Genomic DNA, 20999 nt, shown 5'->3' with positions numbered 1-20999 from the left:
ATGCTGGCCTCAGGCTGGTTTGTCTCACTACTTGCCGTGGTGGTGGCGTTCCTGGTGGGCGCCATCCTCATCGTGATTTCTGGTGCCTCGGTGGGGGAGGCATACGTGGCCATGTTCCGCGGCGCCATTTTTGATCCCACCGCGGCCACCTGGCAGCGTCAGATCAAGCCGATCACGGACACTCTCTACAATGCGACGCCGCTCATCATCGGTGGGCTAGGGGTGGCGTTCGGCTTCCGCGCCGGACTGTTCAACATTGGTGGTGCAGGGCAGATTATTGCCGGCGCGCTGGCGGCGGTGTGGGTGGGCACCAAGTTGTCACTGCCCATGGGGCTACACACCCTCGTGGCCGTCATTGCGGCCGTAGCGGCGGGCTGCATCTGGTCCGCCATCGCCGGTATCCTCAAGGCACGCACCGGTGCCAATGAGGTGATCGTGACGATCATGCTCAACTCCATCGCCTCGCTGGGCCTGGCCTACTGCCTTGGGCAGAAGTACTGGCAGCTGGCAGGGTCCGGTCAACCTCGAACGGCTAACGTGGCCGATTCCGCGGCCTTCGCCAAGCTTTTATCCGCACCATTCAAGGTGAATGTGGGCTTCATCGTGGCGCTGGCAGCTGTGGTCGTCTACTGGTGGTTGCTTGAGCGTTCGACACTGGGTTTTGAAGTGCGTGCCGTGGGGGCAAATCCTGATGCGGCCCGGACAGCGGGTGTGTCCGCCGGCAAAATCACGGTGGCCACGATGGCTATTTCGGGTGCATTCCTAGGGCTTGCCGGGGCCAATCAGGCACTTGGCGACATCGGATACGTCACACTGGACGTGGCCGGCTCCATCGGTTTCGATGCCATCACGGTGGCGCTACTGGGGCGTAACACCCCGGTGGGTACGCTGCTGGCGGGCCTGCTGTTTGGTGCCTTCCGCGCTGGCGGATACCCCATGCAGTCCCAGGCGGGCGTGCCCATCGACATGGTGCTCATTCTGCAGTCCGTCATCGTGCTGCTCATCGCGGCGCCCGCGCTAGTGCGCTGGCTATTCCACCTGCCCCATCCCACCGGGCACTCGCTTCGGGAGGAACTAGCTGCCGGCCTGCTGCCCATAGGGCATCCGAATACCGGGGCGGATTCACAGCTCGCGGATGCTGCCAAGCACGCCGTCCCTTCGGCGTCGGTAGCTGCCGCGCACGTCCCGGAGGCTATACCGGCGCCACGCCCGGAAGGCGGGCGCCATGTCCAAGAACCCACCGCACAGAACGGAGAGAACAATGAGTAACGTGTCGCCTTCTGTGGCGGAATCGGCCGCGCAAACGCGCATTTCGTGGAAAGCACCCATCACCTACGCGATCGCGGCGCTGTTCCTCATCTGGTTCGCGGTGGCGGCGCACGGCACCACCCGGCTGCGCCTCAATGACCGCGGGCAAGCCCTTAACATTGCGGATATCACGATTAACGCGTCTGGTGTGCTGTGGGTGTTTGCGGCCATCACCGTTATCGGTGCCGTGTGGGCCACCTACGCGGCCACGCATCGTTCCCACCATCGGGGTGCGCGGGTGGGAACCGGCGTGGTTGTGGGGCTCCTATTTGTGGCGGGATTCCTTATTTTCGCGGGGGCAGGCTCAACGGGTGCGGTGACGCTCACCTCGGTACTTGTATCCACCGTGGCCATCTCCACGCCGCTGATCTTTGGTGCACTCTCGGGCGTCGTTGGGGAGCACGCGGGCGTGGTCAACATCGCGATCGAAGGAGACATGCTGGCTGGCGCCTTCGCCGCGGTCATGGTGGCCTCGCTCACGCACAGCTCGCTGCTTGGCCTGGTGGCGGCGCCGATCGTGGCCTGCCTGTTCGGCTGGCTGCTGGCTGTATTCTCGGTCAAATACGGGGTGGATCAGATCATTGTGGGCGTGGTGCTCAATGTTTTGGCGCTGGGCCTCACCACGTTCTTCTTTGGCACCGTCATGAAGGCGGATCCCGAGCATCTCAATACAAACAAGTATTCGCTGCCGGATCTGCCCATTCCCGTGCTCTCCCAGATTCCCGTGATCGGGCCGGCGCTGTTTGACCAGTCGATCCTCGTATACCTCATGTACGTGGTGGTGGCACTGCTCTCGGTGTTCCTCTACCGCTCCCGCTGGGGTCTGCGGATGCGCGCGGTGGGCGAGCATCCGGAGGCCGCGGATACCGTGGGCATCAACGTCAACCGCACCCGGTGGCGCAACACGATCCTCGGCTCTGCGATTGCCGGCCTGGGTGGCGCTTTCTTCACCATCGGTTCGGGCATGACATTCTCCGAGAACATCTCCGCCGGCAACGGCTATATTGCCCTGGCGGCCATGATTCTGGGGAAGTGGCACCCACTCGGGGCGGTGGCGGCGGCCACCATGTTTGGCTTCGCTCAGGCCGTTGCACGCCTGCTCCCGGCGCTGAACGGCAACATCCCCTCCGAGCTGGTCAACATGATCCCCTACGTGGTCACCATTGTGGCCGTAGCGGGCTTCGTGGGCCGCTCCAAGGCGCCCGCGGCGGAGAACATTCCGTACGTGAAGTAGGGTTCCGCGTGCTGGTGAGGGCGACGACGTCACGCACGTCGTCGCCCTTTTTGTGTGCGGTTGGCGGGGAGCGGCCCGTGGGCGGGACGTGCAGGTACGTGCGGGGTGCGGTGGCGCGGCGCCAGGGGGATACGTGCCGGTATGTGCGGTTGGCGGCGTGCAGCGGCTATCGGTTGGTGCGGTTGGCGGGGGCGCCCCGCGTGCAACGGAGAGTCTCCAGCGGCGGTGTTTCACCGGGCAGGCCCAGCTGGGCGCCCCGCGTGCAATGAGGACTCTGACCAGCTCCGACATTCCTTCGGCACGCAGCTCGGAGTGCCCCTCGTGCAACGGGGACTTGTTGGTGCCGTTGGCGAGGTGGCGGCACCGGTGGGGCGCTCAACTCATGGTTTCCTACCGAGTGGACGGAAAATGCGCGGTTGAGGGACGATTCGAGGCCCAAAACCGGGCACTAGCCATCAACTCAAGAGTTTTTTCATCAACTCAGCGCCCCACCCACCCCTGGGCTGATGCGTCCGGCGGATACCGATCATCCGTTGCTGCTCGCCAGGTACCGCCAGATGACAGCTGTCAGGAACCAACCCGCGGGTACCGCCAGATACCGAGCGCCGGGTACTCGCCGGCAGATACAGAAAAAGCCACCTTTCGGTGGCTGTTCGTGGGCGGTACTGGATTCGAACCAGTGACCTCTTCGGTGTGAACGAAGCGCTCTAACCACTGAGCTAATCGCCCGAACGGATATAGAGAGTACAGGTTTCAAGCCGGCTGGCGCAACTCTCAACAATGTTTTCGGAGCGTGGCGTAGACCTCACGAATCTGCATTGGACACGTGAGGGGGTGCCCGCTATAGTTTTACAGGTCGCCGCAAGGCGTTCGCGGATGTAGCTCAGTTGGTAGAGCGCCACCTTGCCAAGGTGGAGGTCGCGGGTCCGAGCCCCGTCATCCGCTCGGAGGAGTGGCAGTTCTTCTGTCAATCCGCACGGTGGGTTGGCCGAGAGGCGAGGCAACGGCCTGCAAAGCCGTGCACACGGGTTCGAATCCCGTACCCACCTCGCATCGGGCGATTGGCGCAGAGGGAGCGCGCTTCCCTGACACGGAAGAGGTCACTGGTTCGATCCCAGTATCGCCCACTATCTCTTTTGGGTTTTATGATTGATACCCCGCGATTGAATCATTTCAATTGTGGGGATTTTTGTGTCCGGTGAGTGTATGTAGCTCCCTGCGCAATTGCGGATAGAGCCGGCGACGATCGGTCAGCACCCTACCCCGCTATTTGGCCATACGCCCATTGCAGGTACGTGATTATCGCGGGTGTGTGGTCGCACGTGCGACCGTAGATTTTATCTATCGCCGCAAATCATTAACTTAGCCCCGGAGTGGTTCACATTTCTCTTCCTGCTGCTCATTGAAGCCGAGCGGTGGCAAGGGGTGTGCTCACTTAAGTATCCACAAGCATTGAACATTCAGTTGAAAATAGGACTTAAAGCCTTCGGGTGTGGTGGGGGATACAGGGTGCGGATAAGTGCGAGCGCCCAGATGCATTTTTGCTCTAGGCGCCGCGGCTTCATGGACATATGCTCACCCGGAGTGGGGCGGAAGATCCCACCGTGCAACAAATCAAAGGAACAGTCATGGAAGACAATTCCGTTTCGCGGGTGTACAAGACCCTGGGCAAAATTTTCGGCATCATCCTTCTCCTTGTTGGGATTGGTGCGCTCAGCGGAGGCGTGTATGCAGGCAACTTCATTGCCGGACAGCTCGCGCAGCAGGACATCACGATGCCCACCAAGGATGCGCTGGCGGCGCAGGTGAAGGCAGGCTCAATTACGCAGGCGGACGCCGATGTCCTGACGCCGTACGCGGGCCAGAAGATGTCCACCGGCAAGGAAGCCAAGGCGTACGCGGACAACTTTGTGGCCAAGCACATGGCCGCTGCCGCCAAGGCCGCAGGGCTTGAGGGCGCCACGTATGCAACGCTGGGCAAGAACGTGAGTGATGCGCAGGATAAGGTGCTCGCTGAGGTCAAGGCTGCTCACCCGGACGCCACGGAAGAAGAGGCTCAGGCCCTCGCTGACAAGGAAATCGCGGATCCGACCACCACTTCCGAGGCGGCGAAGACGGCCGCATCACTTCAGTCTCTCCGTGTTGACACGTTCCTCAACGGCTCCACGATTCGTGGCACTCTGCTTAACGTGTACGGCTGGTCTGTGGTGGGCAAGGTAGCCCTGTGGGCCGGTGTGGCACTTGGCGTGATTGGCCTGGTACTCACGGTTTATGGTTTCGTGCCGGCAAAGAAGGCAGCGCATAAGGCGGAGTAGATGGTGCCGGATATGTTTCTGGCGCATTCCCGACGACGTCGAACGCACGGCTCGTAGAGAGCCTGCGTAGTTGCGGAAGAGGTAGGCCCGCGGGTTTCCCGCGGGCCTACCTGCGTGATGAGCCAATGTGACGTGGCGCTGACCACTGCACTGGTCGAGTACATGGCCACCGGGCTGGCGGCGTCGTCGGAATGCCATGACGAATCCCACCGACAGGCCCGGAGGCAGGTTCCTGCCGGTGGGCATGAGTAGACTAACCGGGACGCCCCTAGTAACGGCGCCAATCAACAATTTAAGGAGACACATGGCTGCACATCTCTCGATCGACGGGAAACCGCAAACCATCGAGGATCAGACCACCGGTATCGATCTCTTTGGCAAGGATCGCACCATCGTCGCTCTTCGTGTGAACGGCGAGCTGCGGGATCTTGCTACGGACCTGTCCACGCTGGACGGTGCCGAGGTAGAGACGGTTACAAAGGACAGCCCGGACGGGCTTAACATTCTGCGTCACTCCACCACACACGTGCTCGCGCAGGCGCTCCAGCAGATCTACCCGGATGCGCACCTGGGAGTGGGTCCGTTCATTGAGGATGGCTTCTACTACGATTTCGGCAATATCGATCCCGTAACGCCCGAACTGCTTCGTGATCTCGAAAAGCGCATGAAGAAGATTGTGAAGTCAAGCCAGCGTTTCGTACGCCGTGAGGTCTCTAAGGAGCAAGCGCGCCAGGAAGAAGCCGCGCAGCCCTACAAGCTTGAACTGATTGAAACAAAGGGCGCGGGGTCAGAGGCCGCAAGCGTCGAGGTGGGCGAGGGTGGCCTCACCATGTACGACAACGTGGATCGCCACGGCACCACCGTCTGGTCTGATCTATGCCGCGGTCCGCACGTGCCATCCACCTCCTATATTGGCAACGGCTTCGCCCTCACCAAGTCATCGGCCGCCTACTGGAAGGGTGACCAGGCAAACGATCAGCTGCAGCGTATTTATGGCACGGCATGGGCATCCAAGGAGGATCTCACGGCCTACCAGACACGCATGGCCGAGGCGGAGAAGCGCGATCACCGGCGGCTCGGACAGGAATTGGACCTGTTCTCCTTCCCGGAAGAACTGGGGTCCGGCCTGGCGCTATTCCATCCCAAGGGTGGCATGCTGCGCATGCTCATGGAGGACTACTCCCGTCAGCGCCACCTGGAGGCCGGCTACAGCTTCGTTAACACGCCGCACATCACCAAGGGCGCACTCTTTGAAACCTCCGGTCACCTCTCGTGGTACAAGGACGGCATGTTCCCGCCCATGCACCTTGACGAGGAACGGGACGCGGAGGGCAATATCACGAAGCAGGGGCAGGACTACTACCTCAAGCCGATGAATTGCCCCATGCACTCTCTCATCTACAAGTCGCGCGGGCGCTCCTACCGCGATCTGCCGCTGCGGCTCTTCGAGTTCGGCACCGTATACCGCTACGAAAAGTCCGGCGTGGTGCATGGGCTTACGCGCGCCCGTGGTTTCACGCAGGATGATTCGCACATCTACACCACTCGCGAGCAGATGGGGGAGGAGATTGCCTCCGTCCTTAAGTTCGTGCTCGATCTCCTCAAGGATTTCGGTCTCAACGATTTCTACCTGGAGCTCTCCACGAAGGACCCGAAGAAGTTCATCGGCGATGACGCGCTGTGGGAGGAAGCGACCAATACGCTCCGTGACGTGGCAACGGCGTCGGGCCTGGAACTGGTGCCGGATCCGGAAGGCGCGGCGTTCTACGGCCCGAAGATCTCCGTGCAGGCGCGTGATGCCATCGGGCGTACGTGGCAGATGTCCACAATCCAGCTGGACTTCAATCTCCCCGAACGTTTTGACCTGGAGTACACGGCGAAGGATGGTTCCCGACAGCGCCCCGTAATGATTCACCGTGCCCTGTTTGGTTCCATCGAGCGTTTCGTTGGTGTGCTGACCGAGCACTACGCCGGCGCATTCCCCGCCTGGCTGGCGCCGGTGCAGGTGCGGCTCATTCCGGTAGCTGAGGCCTTCGATGGTTACGTTGACGAGGTAGCCGCACAGCTCCGGGCGCATCACATCCGCGTGGAGGTGGACCACTCCTCGGACCGCTTCGGCAAGAAGATTCGCACGGCCGCCAAGGAAAAGGTGCCCTTCGTGCTGATTGCCGGCGGTGAGGATGCGGAGGCCGGGGCGGTGTCCTTCCGTTATCGGGATGGCGCCCAGCAGAACGGTATCCCGGTGGATCGTGCCATCGCGCACATCGAGGACGTGGTGGCCCGCCGCGTCAACGATCCGGCTGGAGAAAAGATCGAGGAGGCCTAGATGCTCTCGCGCTCGGGGCGCCCATTCGCCTATCGCGTGTTCGGGCCAATTGCCCGCCTTGCTGTCAAGGCGGGGATTACGGCGGACGCCATCACCATCACGGGCACGGCAGTCACCGTACTGCTTGCACTGACGCTATATCCGCTGGGACACCCGGTCTGGGCGTCCTGGCTGATCGGCGCGGTGGTGATCATGGACAGCCTTGACGGGCAGTTGGCGCGGCTCACGCACACCTCCTCCGCCTGGGGCGCGTTCCTGGACGCCACGTGTGACCGCCTGGCTGACGGCGCTATTTTCGCCGGCATCATGGTGTGGGTATATCGCTACCAAATTGGAGCGACCAACTGGATCATGGTGGGCCTCCTGGGCGGACTGGTGGTGGCAATCACCACCTCCTACGCCAAAGCGCGTGCCGAGGCCAGTGGGTATTCGGCGAATGTTGGGCTCTCCGAGCGTGCGGACCGGCTGGTCATTCTGCTGGCCGCCGCCTGGTTGGCCGGCACCGGGTGGGGCGAATGGCTTACCTGGCTGCTGCTGGTGGCGGCCTGGTACCTGTTTGTGGCCGGGTTCATCACCGTGCTGCAGCGGATGATCACGGTGAAGCAGCAGGCCGTGGCTAGCGGCGGGCGCGCGGCGGGCGCGGATACGCAGGATGGTGCGGATTTGGACGATCAGCGAAATGGCCACGGGCCGGCCACGAATTTGACGCACCCGGCAGATTCTCGCGGCGTTGGGGAGGAATGAATGGACGTTATGAAGGTGTTCCGCGCGGCGGACGCGGTGGTCAATCGGTTACCCGAGCCGCTGGGCAGGGGGATCTTCAACGTCGTCGGTACGGTGGTGGGGGAGCTCCCTACCACCGGCACCCGCCAACTTCGCAAGAATCAGGCGCGGCTGAGGCCCGGTTTGCGAGGAGCTGAGGCACGCCGGCTCTCGCGGGCCGCCATGCGAAGCTACATGCGTTACTACTACGAGGTATTCCGGCTGCGGTCAATGAATGAGGCGGATATTAATGCCCACTTCGTGGCCGTGAATCTTGAGCAAATGAAAACCGGGATGCCTCAGGGCCGCTCATTCGTGGGCGCTCTACTCCATGCTGGAAATTGGGATCTCGCTGGCGCCTGGGCCACCCTCAATCTTGGGGCCACGGCCACGCTGGTGGAGAAACTGGAACCAGAGGAGCTGTACCACTCCTTCGTGGACTTTCGCGAGGAGCTGGGCCTCACCATTTTCCCAGTTATTAAGGGTGGTGGCGCCATCCATAAACTGGAGGGCGAGCTGGCAAAGGGCGGTGTGCTGGTCCCGCTACTAGCAGATCGGGACCTCACGCACACCGGCATTGAGGTGCACCTGGGAGAGGGAATCGCGCGCGTAGCCCCCGGGCCGGCCATTCTGGCACAGAGCCTTGGGCTTCCTCTTCTTCCCGTTCTCTCCTATTACCAGAGGGCGCCCCGCAAGCGCGGGGCAGGAACCCGGTGGCGCGTGGTGGTGGAGGCATACGATCCCGTTTATTCAAGCGTCAGTCCGGATGCCTCGGTAGCGGAAAAGCAGCGTGATCTTGAGCGGATGACCCAGGCGTGGGTGAGCCGGATCGAATCGGGGCTGCGTGCACATCTCGAGGACTGGCATATGCTCCAGCCGCTTTTTGTGAATGACCTGGACCAGGACCGGCTGGCTCGCAGTCGTGAGCGCGCGGCGCGGGAACGGGAGGCCGAAGAGGCGAGGGAGAACGCATGAGAATCGGGATTGCCTGCCCATACTCCTGGGATGTGCCGGGAGGGGTGCAGTTCCACATCCGAGACTTGGCCGCCGAACTTCGCCGTCGTGGACACTATGTATCCGTGATCGCTCCTAGCGAGGGGACTGACGAGACCATCACCCCGGTGGGAGCGGCAGTCCCGGTGCCCTACAACGGCTCGGTGGCTCGGTTGGCGTTCGGGCCGCGGGTTAACCACGCGGTGAAAAACTGGCTACGGGCGGGACATTTCGATGTGGTGCACGTGCATGAGCCGCTGGTTCCTTCCGTTTCAATGCTTGCCCTTATGGCATCCGATGTGCCCGTGGTCTCCACCCATCACACCTCGATGGAGCGGTCCCGCACACTCGATATATTTGGGCCGGTACTCCGTCCCTTCCTCGAAAAAATCCAGGCGCGCATCGCAGTGTCCCAGGAGGCACGCCGCACGCTGGTGCAGTATCTGGGCGGCGATGCCTACATCATCCCGAACGGCGTGTACACGCGTCAATTTCACGTGGAGAAGGACCCGCGCTTTACGGGCGGAGAAGCTGCACCCACCGTCGCATTCCTGGGCCGCATGGACGAATCGCGAAAAGGACTGCCCATACTGGCTGCGGCGGCGGGGCAGATCCAGGCCGCGTTCCCCGATGTCCACTTCATCGTGGCCGGGAAGGGCAATCAGGAGGCCGCGCGAAAACTGTTTGGCGCCGTGGCGCCCGCTGTCACATTTCTTGGGCCGGTGAGCGACGCCGATAAAGCCGCGCTACTCGCCAGTGCTACCGCATACGTGGCTCCCAACACCGGCGGGGAATCTTTCGGCATCATTCTGATTGAAGCCATGGCCGCCGGTGGATTTGTGGTGGCATCCGATATTCCCGCGTTCCGCGCGGTCCTCGGTGAGGGCGAATTTGGTGACCTCTACGCAAACGGGGACGCGGAGGATTTGGCGCGCGTGCTGATTGCGGCGCTGCGGGATGCGCCGCGCCGAGCGGCCACGGCCGCCAAGGCCAGGACTGAATCTGAGCGTTATGACTGGTCCGCGGTGGCCTCCCAGGTGCTGGCCGTGTATGAGACGGCCGTGCGTACCGCCCATCTGGAGGTGGAAGAATGAGGTTCGCCGTGTTGTGGATGCTGGTAGTGCTGGCGATCGTTGTGGTGGCTGTGTGGGCGGTCATTGATGCGCGGCGCATCGACCGGCTGCATGTCACCATTCTGAAGTCGCGTCAGGCCCTTGAACAGGCACTGGCAAACCGCGCGCAGGTGGCTCACGAAGTGGGTGTGAGCAGCATTCTGGATATGGCCGGAGCGGTAGTTTTAGTGGATGCGGCGGACCATGCCATGAGCCTGAGTATGGTGGCGCCGGTGGATGATGCCCTGGGTGCCATTACGGATCGACGTGCACCGACGGTATTGGATCTTCCCTCGCCTCGGCTACGGCGTGAGGCGGAGTCCAACCTGTCCCGTGCACTGCGACTCACCGTGGATGGCATTGATCGGAGTGACATTTCCCCGGCGGCGCAGCATAGCCTTGATCGCCTCTCCCGGGCACGGTTGGATGTACGGCTCACGCGGTCATTCCATAATTCGCATGTAGCCCAGGCGCGCCAGCTACGCGCATCGCTCCTGCCACGGCTGCTTCATCTGGCGGGCACTGCGCCCGTGCCAAGGACGGTGGATATTGATGACGAGTAATCGTAGCGCCGCAGAGCAGGCGGAGGAGGCTGCCCTGGAGGCCGAATGGGTACCGGATGCGGACGGAGTGCCCCATCGAAAGGCTGCGCGCGTGGTGGCCTTTGATCCGGCCGGCCGCATCCTACTGCTGCTCGGCCACGACGAAGGGGACACGGCGCATCGCTGGTATTTCACACCCGGCGGCGGGCTTGCGGCGGGGGAGAGCGCCCGCGATGGTGCTGTGCGTGAATTCCGCGAGGAAACGGGCGTTCGGGTGGAAGCGGACCGCCTTGAAGGACCGGTGCTGCATCGGCACGCCACATTCCATTTTGTCCATGAAACCCGCCGCCAGGATGAGGAGTTCTTTACGGTTCGGCTCACCGTGGCGGAGGCGGAGCAAGCGGCGGCTCAGCGCGATGCAACTCTCACGCTGTGGGAACGGGAACTTCTCGAGGGTGCCGCCTGGTACGCACCGGACAACCTGGGAACGGATGCGGTGACGTATCCGCGTGGACTCGATCGGATGGCTGCGGCGTGGTGGCGCGGCTGGGACGGGCGGGTCACGGAGATCTGGGAGAGCTGAGCCTGTGGCCTGTTCCCAAGTGTGCATCACGCATAGCGCCTGCGAGATGATTACAATGAGCTGGAAATACTGTCCAAGCGGAGGAGACGCACGTGTCGGGACACTCTAAGTGGGCCACCACCAAGCACAAGAAGGCCGCCATTGACGCCAAGCGCGGCAAGATGTTCGCGCGCATGGTGAAGAACATCGAGGTTGCTGCGCGCACCGGTGGTGGGGACCCCGCGGGAAACCCGACCCTCTACGATGCGATCCAGAAGGCCAAAAAGGCCTCGGTGCCAGCCGATAACATTGATCGCGCTGTCAAGCGTGGCAGCGGCGCCACGGACGGTTCAGTCCAGTACGAATCCATCAGCTACGAGGGCTACGCGCCGGGCGGCGTCGCCATTCTCATCGAATGCCTGACGGATAACCGCAACCGTGCGGCGTCGGACGTGCGCACCACGCTCTCCCGCAACGGCGGTAACCTCGCTGACCCGGGCTCCGTTTCCTACCTGTTCAACCGTCGTGGTGTGGTAGAGGCGGAGAAGGCCGGTGGCACCACGGAGGATGACGTGCTCATGGCCGTGCTTGATGCGGGTGCGGACGAGGTCGAGGATGGTGGGGACACCTTCCTCATCTACTGCGATCCGAAGGACGTGGTGGCGGTGCGTACTGCCCTGCAGGATGCGGGTATTGACTATGCGGCGGCTGAAAGCCGCTGGGTGCCCTCGATGAAGGTGCCGGTGGATCTGGACGGCGCTCACAAGGTTCAGCGTCTGCTCGACGCTCTCGATGATCTTGATGACGTCCAGGATGTTTACACGAACGAGGATGTTCCTGCGGACGTGGCCGCGCAGCTTGCGGAGGAAGACGAGGACTAGGGCGCGGTGCGCATTCTAGGTATCGATCCGGGCCTCACCCGGTGCGGTCTTGGCACAATTGATGCCGATTCGCGGCGCCGAGTGAGGCTCGTTGATATGCGGGTGGGGCGCAGCCCGGTGGATATGGCGCCCCACCAGCGCCTCCTGCTGATCGCCAATGCCATCGACGCGGTGATCGAGGAGTTTCATCCCGATGTGGTGGCGATCGAGCGCGTGTTCGCGCAGTCGAATGTGCGCTCCGTAACGTCCACGGCACAGGTGGCGGGAATTGCAATGTTGGCGGCGGCGCGGGCGGGGCTTCCGCTGGGGATGCACTCGCCCTCCGAGGTTAAAGCGGCCGTGAGTGGAAACGGGCGTGCACACAAGCTGCAGGTCCAGACAATGGTGAAACGTATTCTCCGCATGGAGCAGTTGCCCCGGCCTAAGGATGCGGCGGACGCGCTGGCGATTGCGATTACGCACGCCTGGCGCGGCGGGGCAGAGGCGCTGGCGGGCGGCCTGGATAATGGTCAGCACGGCGGTGCCGGGTATCTGCCTCGTAATGAGGGCCCGGGGCTGACGCCCGCGCAGAAGATGTGGGCCGATGCGGAGCATTTAGCATCCCGTCACGGCGCGGTTACGCCGGGTGTGGAGTAGGCGGCCGGTTTCCCGCGCGAGAGGTACACGCATTATTCGGTGTTGGTGTGCGGCCCCAGGCCCGCGTTTTTACGACGCCGATCGCCGGGCGTACTTAAAAGTTCCGACGCCGTTCGAGAGCGCGCGGGGCGGCAAGATCCGGTAGAGTTTGGAACAAACGTTCGAAGGAGTTGCTGTGATTTCAAGCGTACGCGGGAAGGTGCTCCACGTGGGCGCAACGGAGGCTGAAATCAGCGTGGATGGGCTGGGCCTCTCCATCAACGCCACGGCCAGTGCGCTGTCCTCCCTTCGTGAAGGAGAGGAGGGAATGCTCTACACCACCCTGGTGGTGAGGCAGGACTCCCTGGCGCTTTTCGGCTTTGCCAGCCCCGATGAACGTGCTACATATTTAGCTTTGCAATCCGTCTCCGGTATCGGCGCCAAACTTGCCCTGGCCGTACTCTCCACGCTGTCCCCGAATGATTTGCGCCGTGCGGTGGAGGCCAAGGATACGGCCCGGCTGCAGCGTGTGCCGGGGGTGGGGAAGAAGAGTGCCCAGCGCATGATCCTTGAACTTGCTACCAAGCTGGGTCCGGCCGCGCCGGAGGAGGGGGTGGCGTCGGAGACGTCCGGGGCGGCGATCGCGGACGTCGTCGTCGCACTTACCGGGTTGGGCTGGGGAGAAACGGAAGCACACGCGGCGGTTACGGAGGCGGCTGAGGCGCACCCCGATGGCACCGTGGCCCAGCTGCTACGCGAATCCCTCCGGGTGCTGGGGAGGCGGAAGTAAGTGAGTGAGGCGAATCTGGTATCACCGGACGCAACGGAACCTGAACGCGCTGAAGAAGCGGCGCTCCGGCCCCGTCAGCTCTCAGAATTTGTGGGGCAGGATACGGTCCGCAAGCAACTCTCGCTGGTGTTGCAGGCGGCCCTGGGGCGTGGGCGCACACCCGATCACGTGCTTCTGGCCGGTCCGCCGGGCCTGGGGAAAACGACGTTGGCAATGATTATTGCCAACGAGGTGGGTGGCGCACTGCGGATTACCTCGGGGCCCGCCATCCAGACGGCCGGTGATTTGGCGGCCCTGCTCTCCTCCGTTCAGGAGGGTGACGTGCTGTTCATCGACGAGATTCACCGGTTAGCCCGCCCCGCGGAGGAGATGCTCTACCTGGCAATGGAGGATTTCCGCGTGGACGTCATGGTGGGCAAGGGGCCCGGCGCCACGTCCATCCCTCTGCCGCTGCCGTATTTCACGGTGGTGGGAGCTACCACGCGCTCCGGACTACTGCCCGCTCCGCTGCGTGACCGGTTCGGTTTTACCGCTCACCTTGAGTACTACACCACGGAGGAACTGGCCACTATTGTCACGCGCAATGCGCTCAAACTGGAAGTGGATATCACGGAGGAAGCGGCCAGCGAGATCGCCTCTCGGTCCCGCGGCACCCCGCGCGTGGCCAACCGGTTACTGCGGCGTGTCCGAGATTGGGCGCAGGTGCACGGCTCCGGCACGCTGGACGAAGAAGCAGCATCCAGTGCGCTCGATCTGTTCGAAGTGGATAAATGCGGCCTCAATAGGTTGGACCGTGCCGTGCTCGACGCCGTATGCCGCCGTTTTGGGGGCGGCCCGGTAGGCCTGGCCACGCTCTCGGTAAGCGTGGGGGAGGAGGCTGAGACGGTCGAGGAGGTGTGTGAGCCCTACCTGGTGCGGGAGGGATTCCTGGTGCGTACGCCCCGCGGGCGGAAAGCAACGATGCTCGCGTGGCAGCATCTTGGCCTCACACCGCCGCCGGAGCAGGCCACGCTCTAGCCATGCAGGGTGGTGCATGTCCCAGGGGAGCCCATAGCTTGGCAAATGAGGATACCGGCGTACCGGGTGCTCATTAATTGGCGTGAGTGCGTTCGCATGCTGATTGGTTCTGCGCGGGCAACCTTGGCCAGGTAGACTGCACCGGTAATTGTCTATTGACGGGAGAGGATCGCGCGTGGGACCCATCATTCTTCTCATCATCGTCGTAGTGATGTTCGGGATGGCCTGGTTCATGAATAACTCAGCCAAGAAGGAACAGAAGCGGCGGATTGATGAGCGTGATAAAGCCATCAAAGTGGGCGTCAACGTGGTGACCGGCTCCGGTTTCTACGGGAAGATTGTCGCCGTGGATGGCGATGCGGTAACGCTCGAAAGCCCCGCGGGCGATGAGACGGTGTGGATGCGCGCTGCTATCCAGGGGGCTGCGGAGATTCCGTTGAGCCCCATCACCGAGGAAGAAGCGGCCGCTGAGGATGCCGCTGAGGCGGCAAACGCAGCGACGAACACGGACGAGACTCTTTCGGAGCAGGATGCCGCTCGCGACGGGACCGACGATTCTGCGGACACGGAGCAAAAGTAAGAATCATGGCAAAAACTCAACACTCTTCGGCGGCACGTGCACCGTGGCGCCGGCTTGTTGTGCTTACCGTCTTGGCGATTGCCTTGGCGGTGGCACTCACTATCGGTTCCATTACGGGCCACAAGTCACGCTGGACCCCGGATTTTGCCCTGGACCTTGAGGGCGGCACGGAATTGATTCTCACGCCGAAAACCACGAACGGTTCACAGGTCACCCAGGATGATATTAACCAGGCGATTGCGATTATTCGCCAGCGCGTGGATGCGTCCGGTGTGGCCGAGGCGGAAATTTCATCCCAGGGCGGCTCAAATATCGTTGTCGCCCTTCCGGGGCACCCGTCAGAGGAGACGCTCAATCTGGTACGCACCTCTGCTGTCCTCCGCATGCGTCCGGTGCTGGAGATGGCCACGGCCACTCCGTTAACGCCCGCAATGTATGAGCAGGCTACGGGAAAGTCGACGACGCCGGACACCTCGGCGACCGCCGGGAGCAGCGAGACCGCATCGGCTAGCGGTACGGCCAGTGCCTCGGCGTCGGCGACGAGTAACGCCAGCACCGAAGCTTCGGCCAGCGCAAGTCCCAGTGCATCGTCCTCGGCCAGCCAAACGCCGTATACGGGCAAGGAACTGAAAGCCAAGGCCCTGGAGCTTGCGGACGCTAACGGTGACGGAAAGATTTCAGATACCGTGAGCGGTACGCCGAAGAACAGCTCGGATGCGACGTGGGCAAGCTCCGAACAGGTGCTTTATGACGTTCTCACGATGGACTGCACGGGCGATAACCCGCAGTCGGCCGCCACGGATGATCCGAAGAAGGCTCTCGTGGCGTGCGGTGAGGGTGGCACCAAGTTTGTGCTGGGTCCAGCCGATATTGAGGGTACGGATATATCGCAGGCATCACCCGGATTTGATCAGCAGGAGGGCAAGTACATTGTTCAGCTGCAGTTCAATTCCAAGGGTGCGAAAGAGTTTGCGGATATCACCGGCCGGCTGGTGAGCCTGCAGTCTCCGCAGAATGAATTCGCGATCGTGCTGGACGGGCATGTGATCTCCAATCCGGTGCCGAACCAGCAGATTAACGGTGGGCAGGCTTCCATCTCCGGTGGTGGCATCAATGCACAGTCCGCTAAGACCCTCGCCAATCAGCTTCAGTTCGGTTCGCTGCCCCTTCAGTTTGAGGTGCAGTCCGAACAGCAGATTTCGGCAACGCTTGGTACAGAATCCCTCTCCGCCGGCCTCATTGCCGGTCTAGTTGGGCTTCTACTTATCGTCATGTACCTTATCTGGCAGTACCACGCGCTCGGTGTGGTGGCGATCGGATCCGTGGTGCTGGCCACGGGCCTGTCCTATCTCATCGTGTGCTTGCTTTCGTGGACTATGGGCTACCGGCTCTCGCTGGCCGGCGTAGTGGGCCTCGTGATATCTATCGGTATTTCGGCGGATTCCTTCATCGTGTTCTTCGAGCGTATTCGTGATGAAATCCGTGACGGTCATTCGCTGCGTTCCTCGGTGTCGCGCGGGTGGCATCGTGCCAAGCGGACCATCTTTGTGTCGGACGGTGTGAACCTGGTGGCGGCCATTGTGCTGTATCTGGCGGCCGTCGGGTCGGTACGAGGGTTCGCGTTCACCCTGGGTATTACCACCATCCTGGATCTGGTGGTGGTCATCATGTTCACCTATCCGATGATGATGCGTCTGGTGCGCACCAGGTTCTTCGGAGAGGGACACCGGTGGTCCGGCATGAGTGCCGAGGCGCTCGGCCGTGCGCCTCGCTATACGGGCCGCGGCACCACTCGGGCCGCGCAGGCCGGCGTGACACTGGCTGAACGTCGCGCGGCGCAGCGCCGGGCGGCCAACGGCGTCGTCGTCGAGACCGCGGAGACGGATACGCCGGCGGAGAGCCCTACGGCGGAAGAGGAGGCCAAGTAATGTCGATGTATTCCTTCGGCAACGCGCTCTACTCCGGTAAGAAGAGCTACCGCATTGTCCAGAACCGCAAGATCTGGTTCACCATCGCCATAGTGGCGGTGATCGTGTCGCTGGCGGCGCTGGGCTTTAAGGGGCTTAATCTCGGCATCGATTTCACCGGCGGTTCCCAGTTCACGGTGTCCAATGCGAGCACCGTCAACCAGCGGCCGGCCGTCAACATCATCTCTCAGTATGCGGGCGAGGATTCGGCGCGCGTGGCGCAGGTGGGCAAGTCCGCTCTCCGTGTCCAGGTGGCCGGAGGCTCCAAGCTGAGTAACGACGAAACAACGGAGATTCGCTCCGCGCTTGCCGACGCGTACGGCACCAGCGTGGAGGAGGTAACTTCCACGTTCATCGGACCGGTGTGGGGTCAGGACATCTCCGTGAAGGCCCTGCAGGGCTTTATCTGGTTTATCGTACTGGTGTTCATCGGACTCAGCCTTTACTTCCGATCATGGCGAAGCACGCTGGGTGCGGTGCTGGCTCTGTTCCACGATCTCATAGTGACGGTGGGTATTTACTGCCTATTCGGGTTGGAGTTCACGCCGTCCACGGTCATTGGCCTCCTTACCATTTTGGGCTACTCGCTCTATGACACCGTGGTGGTGTTCGATAAGGTGCGTGAGAATTCGGAGCACCTCCTCACGCAGAAGGATGTGACGTTCGCGGAGTCCACAAACTTGGCCGTGAACCAGACTCTCATTCGGTCTATTAATACGTCGGTGACGTCGCTGCTGCCCGTGGCTTGCATTCTCTTTATCGGTGTGGGGCTTCTTGGCGCAGGCTCGCTGCGGGATCTCGCAACGGTGCTGTTTATGGGCCTGATTCTCTCCGCACTATCCTCTATTTTCCTCGCTTCGCCGCTGGCTGTGACCCTGACAAATCAGGATCCGGCCATGAAGAAGCATACGGCAGAGGTGGAGGCCGCCCGCCTGGAGCGTAAGCGCCGGGTAGAGGCGGGGGAGGAGCCGGCCGAGGAAGAAAATGTACTGGTGGGTATTCGGACCCCGGGTGAGCACCTGGGTGCGTCCTCTCAGCCACACCGGAAGAATAGGAGAAAGAAGAAGTGAGCGAAGGATTCTCTCCGGAACTAGTGGATATGATCGCCTCCAAAGTGCGCGATCTTCCGGATTTTCCCGCCCCGGGTGTGCTGTTTCGGGATATCACGCCGCTTATCGCGGATGGGAAGGCATTCCATCAGCTGATCGATGCGATCGGGACCATGTACGACGGCAAGATTGATGCGGTGGCGGGTCTCGAATCCCGCGGCTTCATTCTTTCCGCACCGCTGGCCTACGCGATGGGCGTGGGCATGGTGACCGTGCGTAAGGCAGGACGGCTGCCCGGACCCGTCGAGGGCGTGGATTACGACCTCGAGTACGGTTCGGCGCGCATGGAGGTACAGCCCTTCACGGTGAAGGATGGTCAGCGCGTTCTGGTGCTCGACGATGTCCTGGCCACGGGCGGTACAGCCAACGCTGCGTTCCAGCTCATTGAGCGGAGCGGTGGCGTGGTTGCCGGCCTGTGTGTCCTTATTGAGTTGGCCGCGCTGGGGGCGCGGGGACGGCTCTCGAATTACGACGTACGCTCGGTGCTCTCCTACTAGTAGGCGCGCGGGTGCGATGGGGGAGGCGCTGAGGCGTCTCCCCTTTCGTATGGGCTTTCGGATGACGGACGTGATATGAGCGCGGGCGCGAGGCAACTAGGATAGGCACATTACAAAGGAGAGCCATGGCTGACGATTCGGTGGTCGCATCGACCAAACAGTGGACGGGCGTGCCGGAGATGCTGCGCGGCCTCGCCACGCTACTTCAGGACCGCAATGTAGATCGGGCCCGGATTCTCCACGCCTACGAGGTGGCGGCCGCGTGCCATAAGGGCCAGGAGCGAGAATCCGGCGAACCGTACATCACGCATCCCATTGCCGTTGCCACCATCCTGGCCGAATTGGGCATGGATGAGGACACCATCGTGGGTGGGCTACTCCATGACACCGTCGAGGACACCAGCTACACGTTCGATGATGTGGAGCGGGAATTCGGTGGCACGGTAGCGCTGCTGGTGGATGGTGTCACCAAACTGGACAAGATGACCTACGGGCAAGCCGCCCAGGCGGAAACCGTGCGCAAGATGGTGATCGCCATGTCTAAGGACATCCGCGTGCTCATCATTAAACTTGCGGATCGGCTTCACAATGCGCGCACGTGGAAGTTTGTCTCCAAGGAGAAGGCGGAGCGGAAAGCCAAAGAAACACTTGAAATATATGCGCCGCTTGCTCACCGGCTGGGAATGAGCACGGTGAAGTCCGAGCTGGAGGATCGCTCCTTTAATGCGCTCTATCCGGAGATTTACGCGGAAATTGATCGGCTGGTGACCGAACGTACCCCGGAGCGTGTGAGCTACATCAAGAAGGTGAAGAGCGAACTGGCCGGGGCACTGAAAGATTCCCATATCAAGTGCACCATCAACGGGCGGCCCAAGCACTACTACTCCATCTACCAGAAGATGATCTTGCGTGGGAAGGATTTCAACGACATCTATGATCTGGTGGGTCTGCGTGTTCTGGTAGAGACCATCCCGGATTGCTATGCGGCTCTGGGTGTTGCAAATACGCTTTATACGCCAATCCAGGGGCGCATCAAGGATTACATCGCCTCCCCGAAGTTCAACCTGTACCAGTCCATTCACACCACGGTGATTGGGCCGGAAAACCGCTCTCTCGAGATTCAGATTCGCACCTATGAGATGCATAAGCGGGCGGAATATGGCATTGCGGCGCACTGGCGCTACAAGCAGAACCCGAATGCTACGCACTTTGAGAACGCGGCCAAGACCGACCAGAGCATGGAAAATCAACTGAACTGGTTGCGGCAGCTGGTGGATTGGCAGCGCGAAACGGCGGATCCCACAGAGTTTCTGGAGTCTCTTTCCTATGAGATTTCCGGGCAGCAGGTCTACGTGTTCACGCCGCGTGGTGAAGTACTGGAACTGCCTCTCGGGTCCACTCCGGTGGACTTCGCATACTCCGTGCATACCGAGGTGGGCCATCACACGATCGGGGCGAAGGTGAATGATCGCCTTGTCACGCTGGACCACAAACTGGAGAGTGGTGACACCGTAGAGATCATCACGTCCAAGGCACTGGATGCCGGGCCGTCGCGGGACTGGCTGGACTTCGTCGTATCCCCTCGCGCCCGCGCCAAGATTAAGCAATGGTTCCGCAAGTCGCGGCGGGATGAGGCGCTAGAGGCGGGCAAGGAGAAGCTTGCCCGCGAAATCCGGCGAAAGAATCAGCCGGTCCAGCGGCTCATGAGCCACGAGACACTGGGCGATGTGGCCCGGGAGTTTGGCCGCAAGGACGTTAATGATCTCTACCTGGGTATTGGTGAGGGCGGTGTATCAGCGGATACGGTGGTACGCCGGCTCATCCAGAACCAGGGTGGGGAGGCCGCCGTTGAGGATGATCTGACGGAGGGCATTACCCCCACGCGGATCGCTCCGAAGGTGGGCGGCAATGGGGACGAAGCCGTTGTTGTTGAGTCCATGGGTTCCGGGGAAATGCAGATCAAGCTGGCCAAGTGCTGCATGCCGGTGCCTCCGGATGAAATTGTTGGGTTCGTGACGCGCGGTCATGGGCTGTCTGTGCACCGGCGGGATTGTCCGAATGTCACCCAGTTGCGCCGCAACCCGGACCGCTTCATTCCGGTGGCGTGGAGTGAAGAGACCAGCGCCATATTTACCGTGCAAATCCAGGTGGACGCGCTGGATCGTAAGGGCCTGCTGGCGGATGTATCCCGCGTCATTTCGGATGACGGCATTGAACTGGTGGGTGGCAACCTGGTTTCTTCCAAGGAACGGCAGGCCCACGAGGTGTTCACGCTGCGGGTGGCAGATCCGCGTCATCTGGGCCGGGTGATGACGGACATTCGGAAGGTGGATGGGGTGTACGCGGTGTATCGGGTGAATAATTCGCAGAAGTCTCCGCATCACTAGAC

Annotated in this window: 18 protein-coding genes and 4 tRNA genes; 21 read left to right on the top strand and 1 reads right to left on the bottom strand. The window is 61.9% G+C overall.

Annotation, left to right across the window (positions count from 1 at the left end; all coding sequences use genetic code 11):
• Nucleotides 1–1269, top strand: a complete 1269-nt coding sequence (locus tag EIH27_RS03305) for an ABC transporter permease (RefSeq protein ID WP_124040124.1) — start codon at nucleotides 1–3, stop codon at nucleotides 1267–1269.
• The gene (locus EIH27_RS03300; RefSeq protein ID WP_124039534.1) at nucleotides 1262–2542 is read left to right on the top strand and encodes an ABC transporter permease; all 1281 of its coding nucleotides are present in this window, start codon (nucleotides 1262–1264) and stop codon (nucleotides 2540–2542) included. The genes EIH27_RS03305 and EIH27_RS03300 overlap by 8 nt, the downstream gene beginning before the upstream one ends.
• 656 nt (nucleotides 2543–3198) lie before the next feature.
• Here the strand turns inward: EIH27_RS03300 and EIH27_RS03295 are convergent.
• A tRNA-Val gene (locus EIH27_RS03295) sits at nucleotides 3199–3271 on the bottom strand.
• A gap of 143 nt (nucleotides 3272–3414) precedes the next feature.
• Here EIH27_RS03295 and EIH27_RS03290 point away from each other — a divergent pair.
• The 19 genes from EIH27_RS03290 (at nucleotide 3415) to EIH27_RS03200 (ending at nucleotide 20997) form a co-directional block, all read left to right on the top strand.
• Nucleotides 3415–3487 (top strand) — tRNA-Gly (locus tag EIH27_RS03290).
• A 33-nt stretch (nucleotides 3488–3520) separates the two neighbouring features.
• Nucleotides 3521–3591 (top strand) — tRNA-Cys (locus tag EIH27_RS03285).
• 6 nt (nucleotides 3592–3597) lie between these two features.
• Nucleotides 3598–3669 (top strand) — tRNA-Val (locus tag EIH27_RS03280).
• A 501-nt stretch (nucleotides 3670–4170) separates the two neighbouring features.
• Nucleotides 4171–4857, top strand: coding sequence for a hypothetical protein (locus EIH27_RS03275; RefSeq protein ID WP_124039533.1), 687 nt, complete (start codon nucleotides 4171–4173; stop codon nucleotides 4855–4857).
• Between the two features lie 304 nt (nucleotides 4858–5161).
• On the top strand, nucleotides 5162–7183 hold the full coding sequence (gene thrS, locus EIH27_RS03270) for a threonine--tRNA ligase (protein WP_124039532.1): 2022 nt from the start codon (nucleotides 5162–5164) through the stop codon (nucleotides 7181–7183).
• Nucleotides 7184–7927 (top strand): phosphatidylinositol phosphate synthase, encoded by a 744-nt coding sequence (pgsA, locus tag EIH27_RS03265; protein ID WP_124039531.1) that lies wholly within the window; start codon nucleotides 7184–7186, stop codon nucleotides 7925–7927. It abuts the gene before it with no gap.
• Nucleotides 7928–8920: a phosphatidylinositol mannoside acyltransferase gene (locus tag EIH27_RS03260; RefSeq protein WP_124039530.1), complete on the top strand. Its 993-nt coding sequence runs from the start codon at nucleotides 7928–7930 to the stop codon at nucleotides 8918–8920.
• A complete protein-coding gene (locus EIH27_RS03255; RefSeq protein ID WP_124039529.1) occupies nucleotides 8917–10032 on the top strand; it encodes a glycosyltransferase family 4 protein in 1116 nt (371 codons plus the stop codon). The genes EIH27_RS03260 and EIH27_RS03255 overlap by 4 nt, the downstream gene beginning before the upstream one ends.
• A complete protein-coding gene (locus tag EIH27_RS03250) occupies nucleotides 10029–10613 on the top strand; it encodes a hypothetical protein (protein ID WP_124039528.1) in 585 nt (194 codons plus the stop codon). Before EIH27_RS03255 ends, EIH27_RS03250 begins: the two co-directional genes overlap by 4 nt.
• Complete coding sequence (locus tag EIH27_RS03245; protein WP_124039527.1) at nucleotides 10603–11175, top strand: NUDIX hydrolase; 573 nt, start codon at nucleotides 10603–10605, stop codon at nucleotides 11173–11175. Before EIH27_RS03250 ends, EIH27_RS03245 begins: the two co-directional genes overlap by 11 nt.
• 92 nt (nucleotides 11176–11267) lie before the next feature.
• The gene (locus EIH27_RS03240) at nucleotides 11268–12035 is read left to right on the top strand and encodes a YebC/PmpR family DNA-binding transcriptional regulator (protein ID WP_124039526.1); all 768 of its coding nucleotides are present in this window, start codon (nucleotides 11268–11270) and stop codon (nucleotides 12033–12035) included.
• 6 nt (nucleotides 12036–12041) lie between these two features.
• The gene (ruvC, locus tag EIH27_RS03235; RefSeq protein WP_124039525.1) at nucleotides 12042–12671 is read left to right on the top strand and encodes a crossover junction endodeoxyribonuclease RuvC; all 630 of its coding nucleotides are present in this window, start codon (nucleotides 12042–12044) and stop codon (nucleotides 12669–12671) included.
• 175 nt (nucleotides 12672–12846) lie between these two features.
• Nucleotides 12847–13440: a Holliday junction branch migration protein RuvA gene (ruvA, locus tag EIH27_RS03230; protein WP_124039524.1), complete on the top strand. Its 594-nt coding sequence runs from the start codon at nucleotides 12847–12849 to the stop codon at nucleotides 13438–13440.
• Complete coding sequence (gene ruvB / locus EIH27_RS03225; RefSeq protein WP_124039523.1) at nucleotides 13441–14457, top strand: Holliday junction branch migration DNA helicase RuvB; 1017 nt, start codon at nucleotides 13441–13443, stop codon at nucleotides 14455–14457.
• A gap of 175 nt (nucleotides 14458–14632) precedes the next feature.
• A complete protein-coding gene (locus EIH27_RS03220; protein ID WP_124039522.1) occupies nucleotides 14633–15037 on the top strand; it encodes a preprotein translocase subunit YajC in 405 nt (134 codons plus the stop codon).
• 5 nt (nucleotides 15038–15042) lie between these two features.
• The gene (gene secD / locus EIH27_RS03215; protein ID WP_124039521.1) at nucleotides 15043–16965 is read left to right on the top strand and encodes a protein translocase subunit SecD; all 1923 of its coding nucleotides are present in this window, start codon (nucleotides 15043–15045) and stop codon (nucleotides 16963–16965) included.
• Nucleotides 16965–18074 carry a protein translocase subunit SecF gene (gene secF / locus EIH27_RS03210; RefSeq protein ID WP_124039520.1) on the top strand — a complete coding sequence of 370 codons (1110 nt, stop codon included), beginning with the start codon at nucleotides 16965–16967 and terminating at the stop codon, nucleotides 18072–18074. Before secD ends, secF begins: the two co-directional genes overlap by 1 nt.
• 29 nt (nucleotides 18075–18103) lie before the next feature.
• Entirely contained in the window at nucleotides 18104–18610 is a 507-nt protein-coding gene (locus EIH27_RS03205) for an adenine phosphoribosyltransferase (protein WP_124040123.1), read from the top strand.
• Between the two features lie 179 nt (nucleotides 18611–18789).
• Entirely contained in the window at nucleotides 18790–20997 is a 2208-nt protein-coding gene (locus tag EIH27_RS03200) for a RelA/SpoT family protein (protein WP_420892144.1), read from the top strand.
• Nucleotides 20998–20999: the final 2 nt, after the last annotated feature.

Source organism: Neoactinobaculum massilliense, from assembly GCF_900604955.1.
GTDB classification, from domain to species: Bacteria; Actinomycetota; Actinomycetes; order Actinomycetales; family Actinomycetaceae; genus Neoactinobaculum; species Neoactinobaculum massilliense.
Note: the sequence above shows the minus strand (reverse complement) of the source record. Positions and strands in the feature narration are given on the sequence as shown.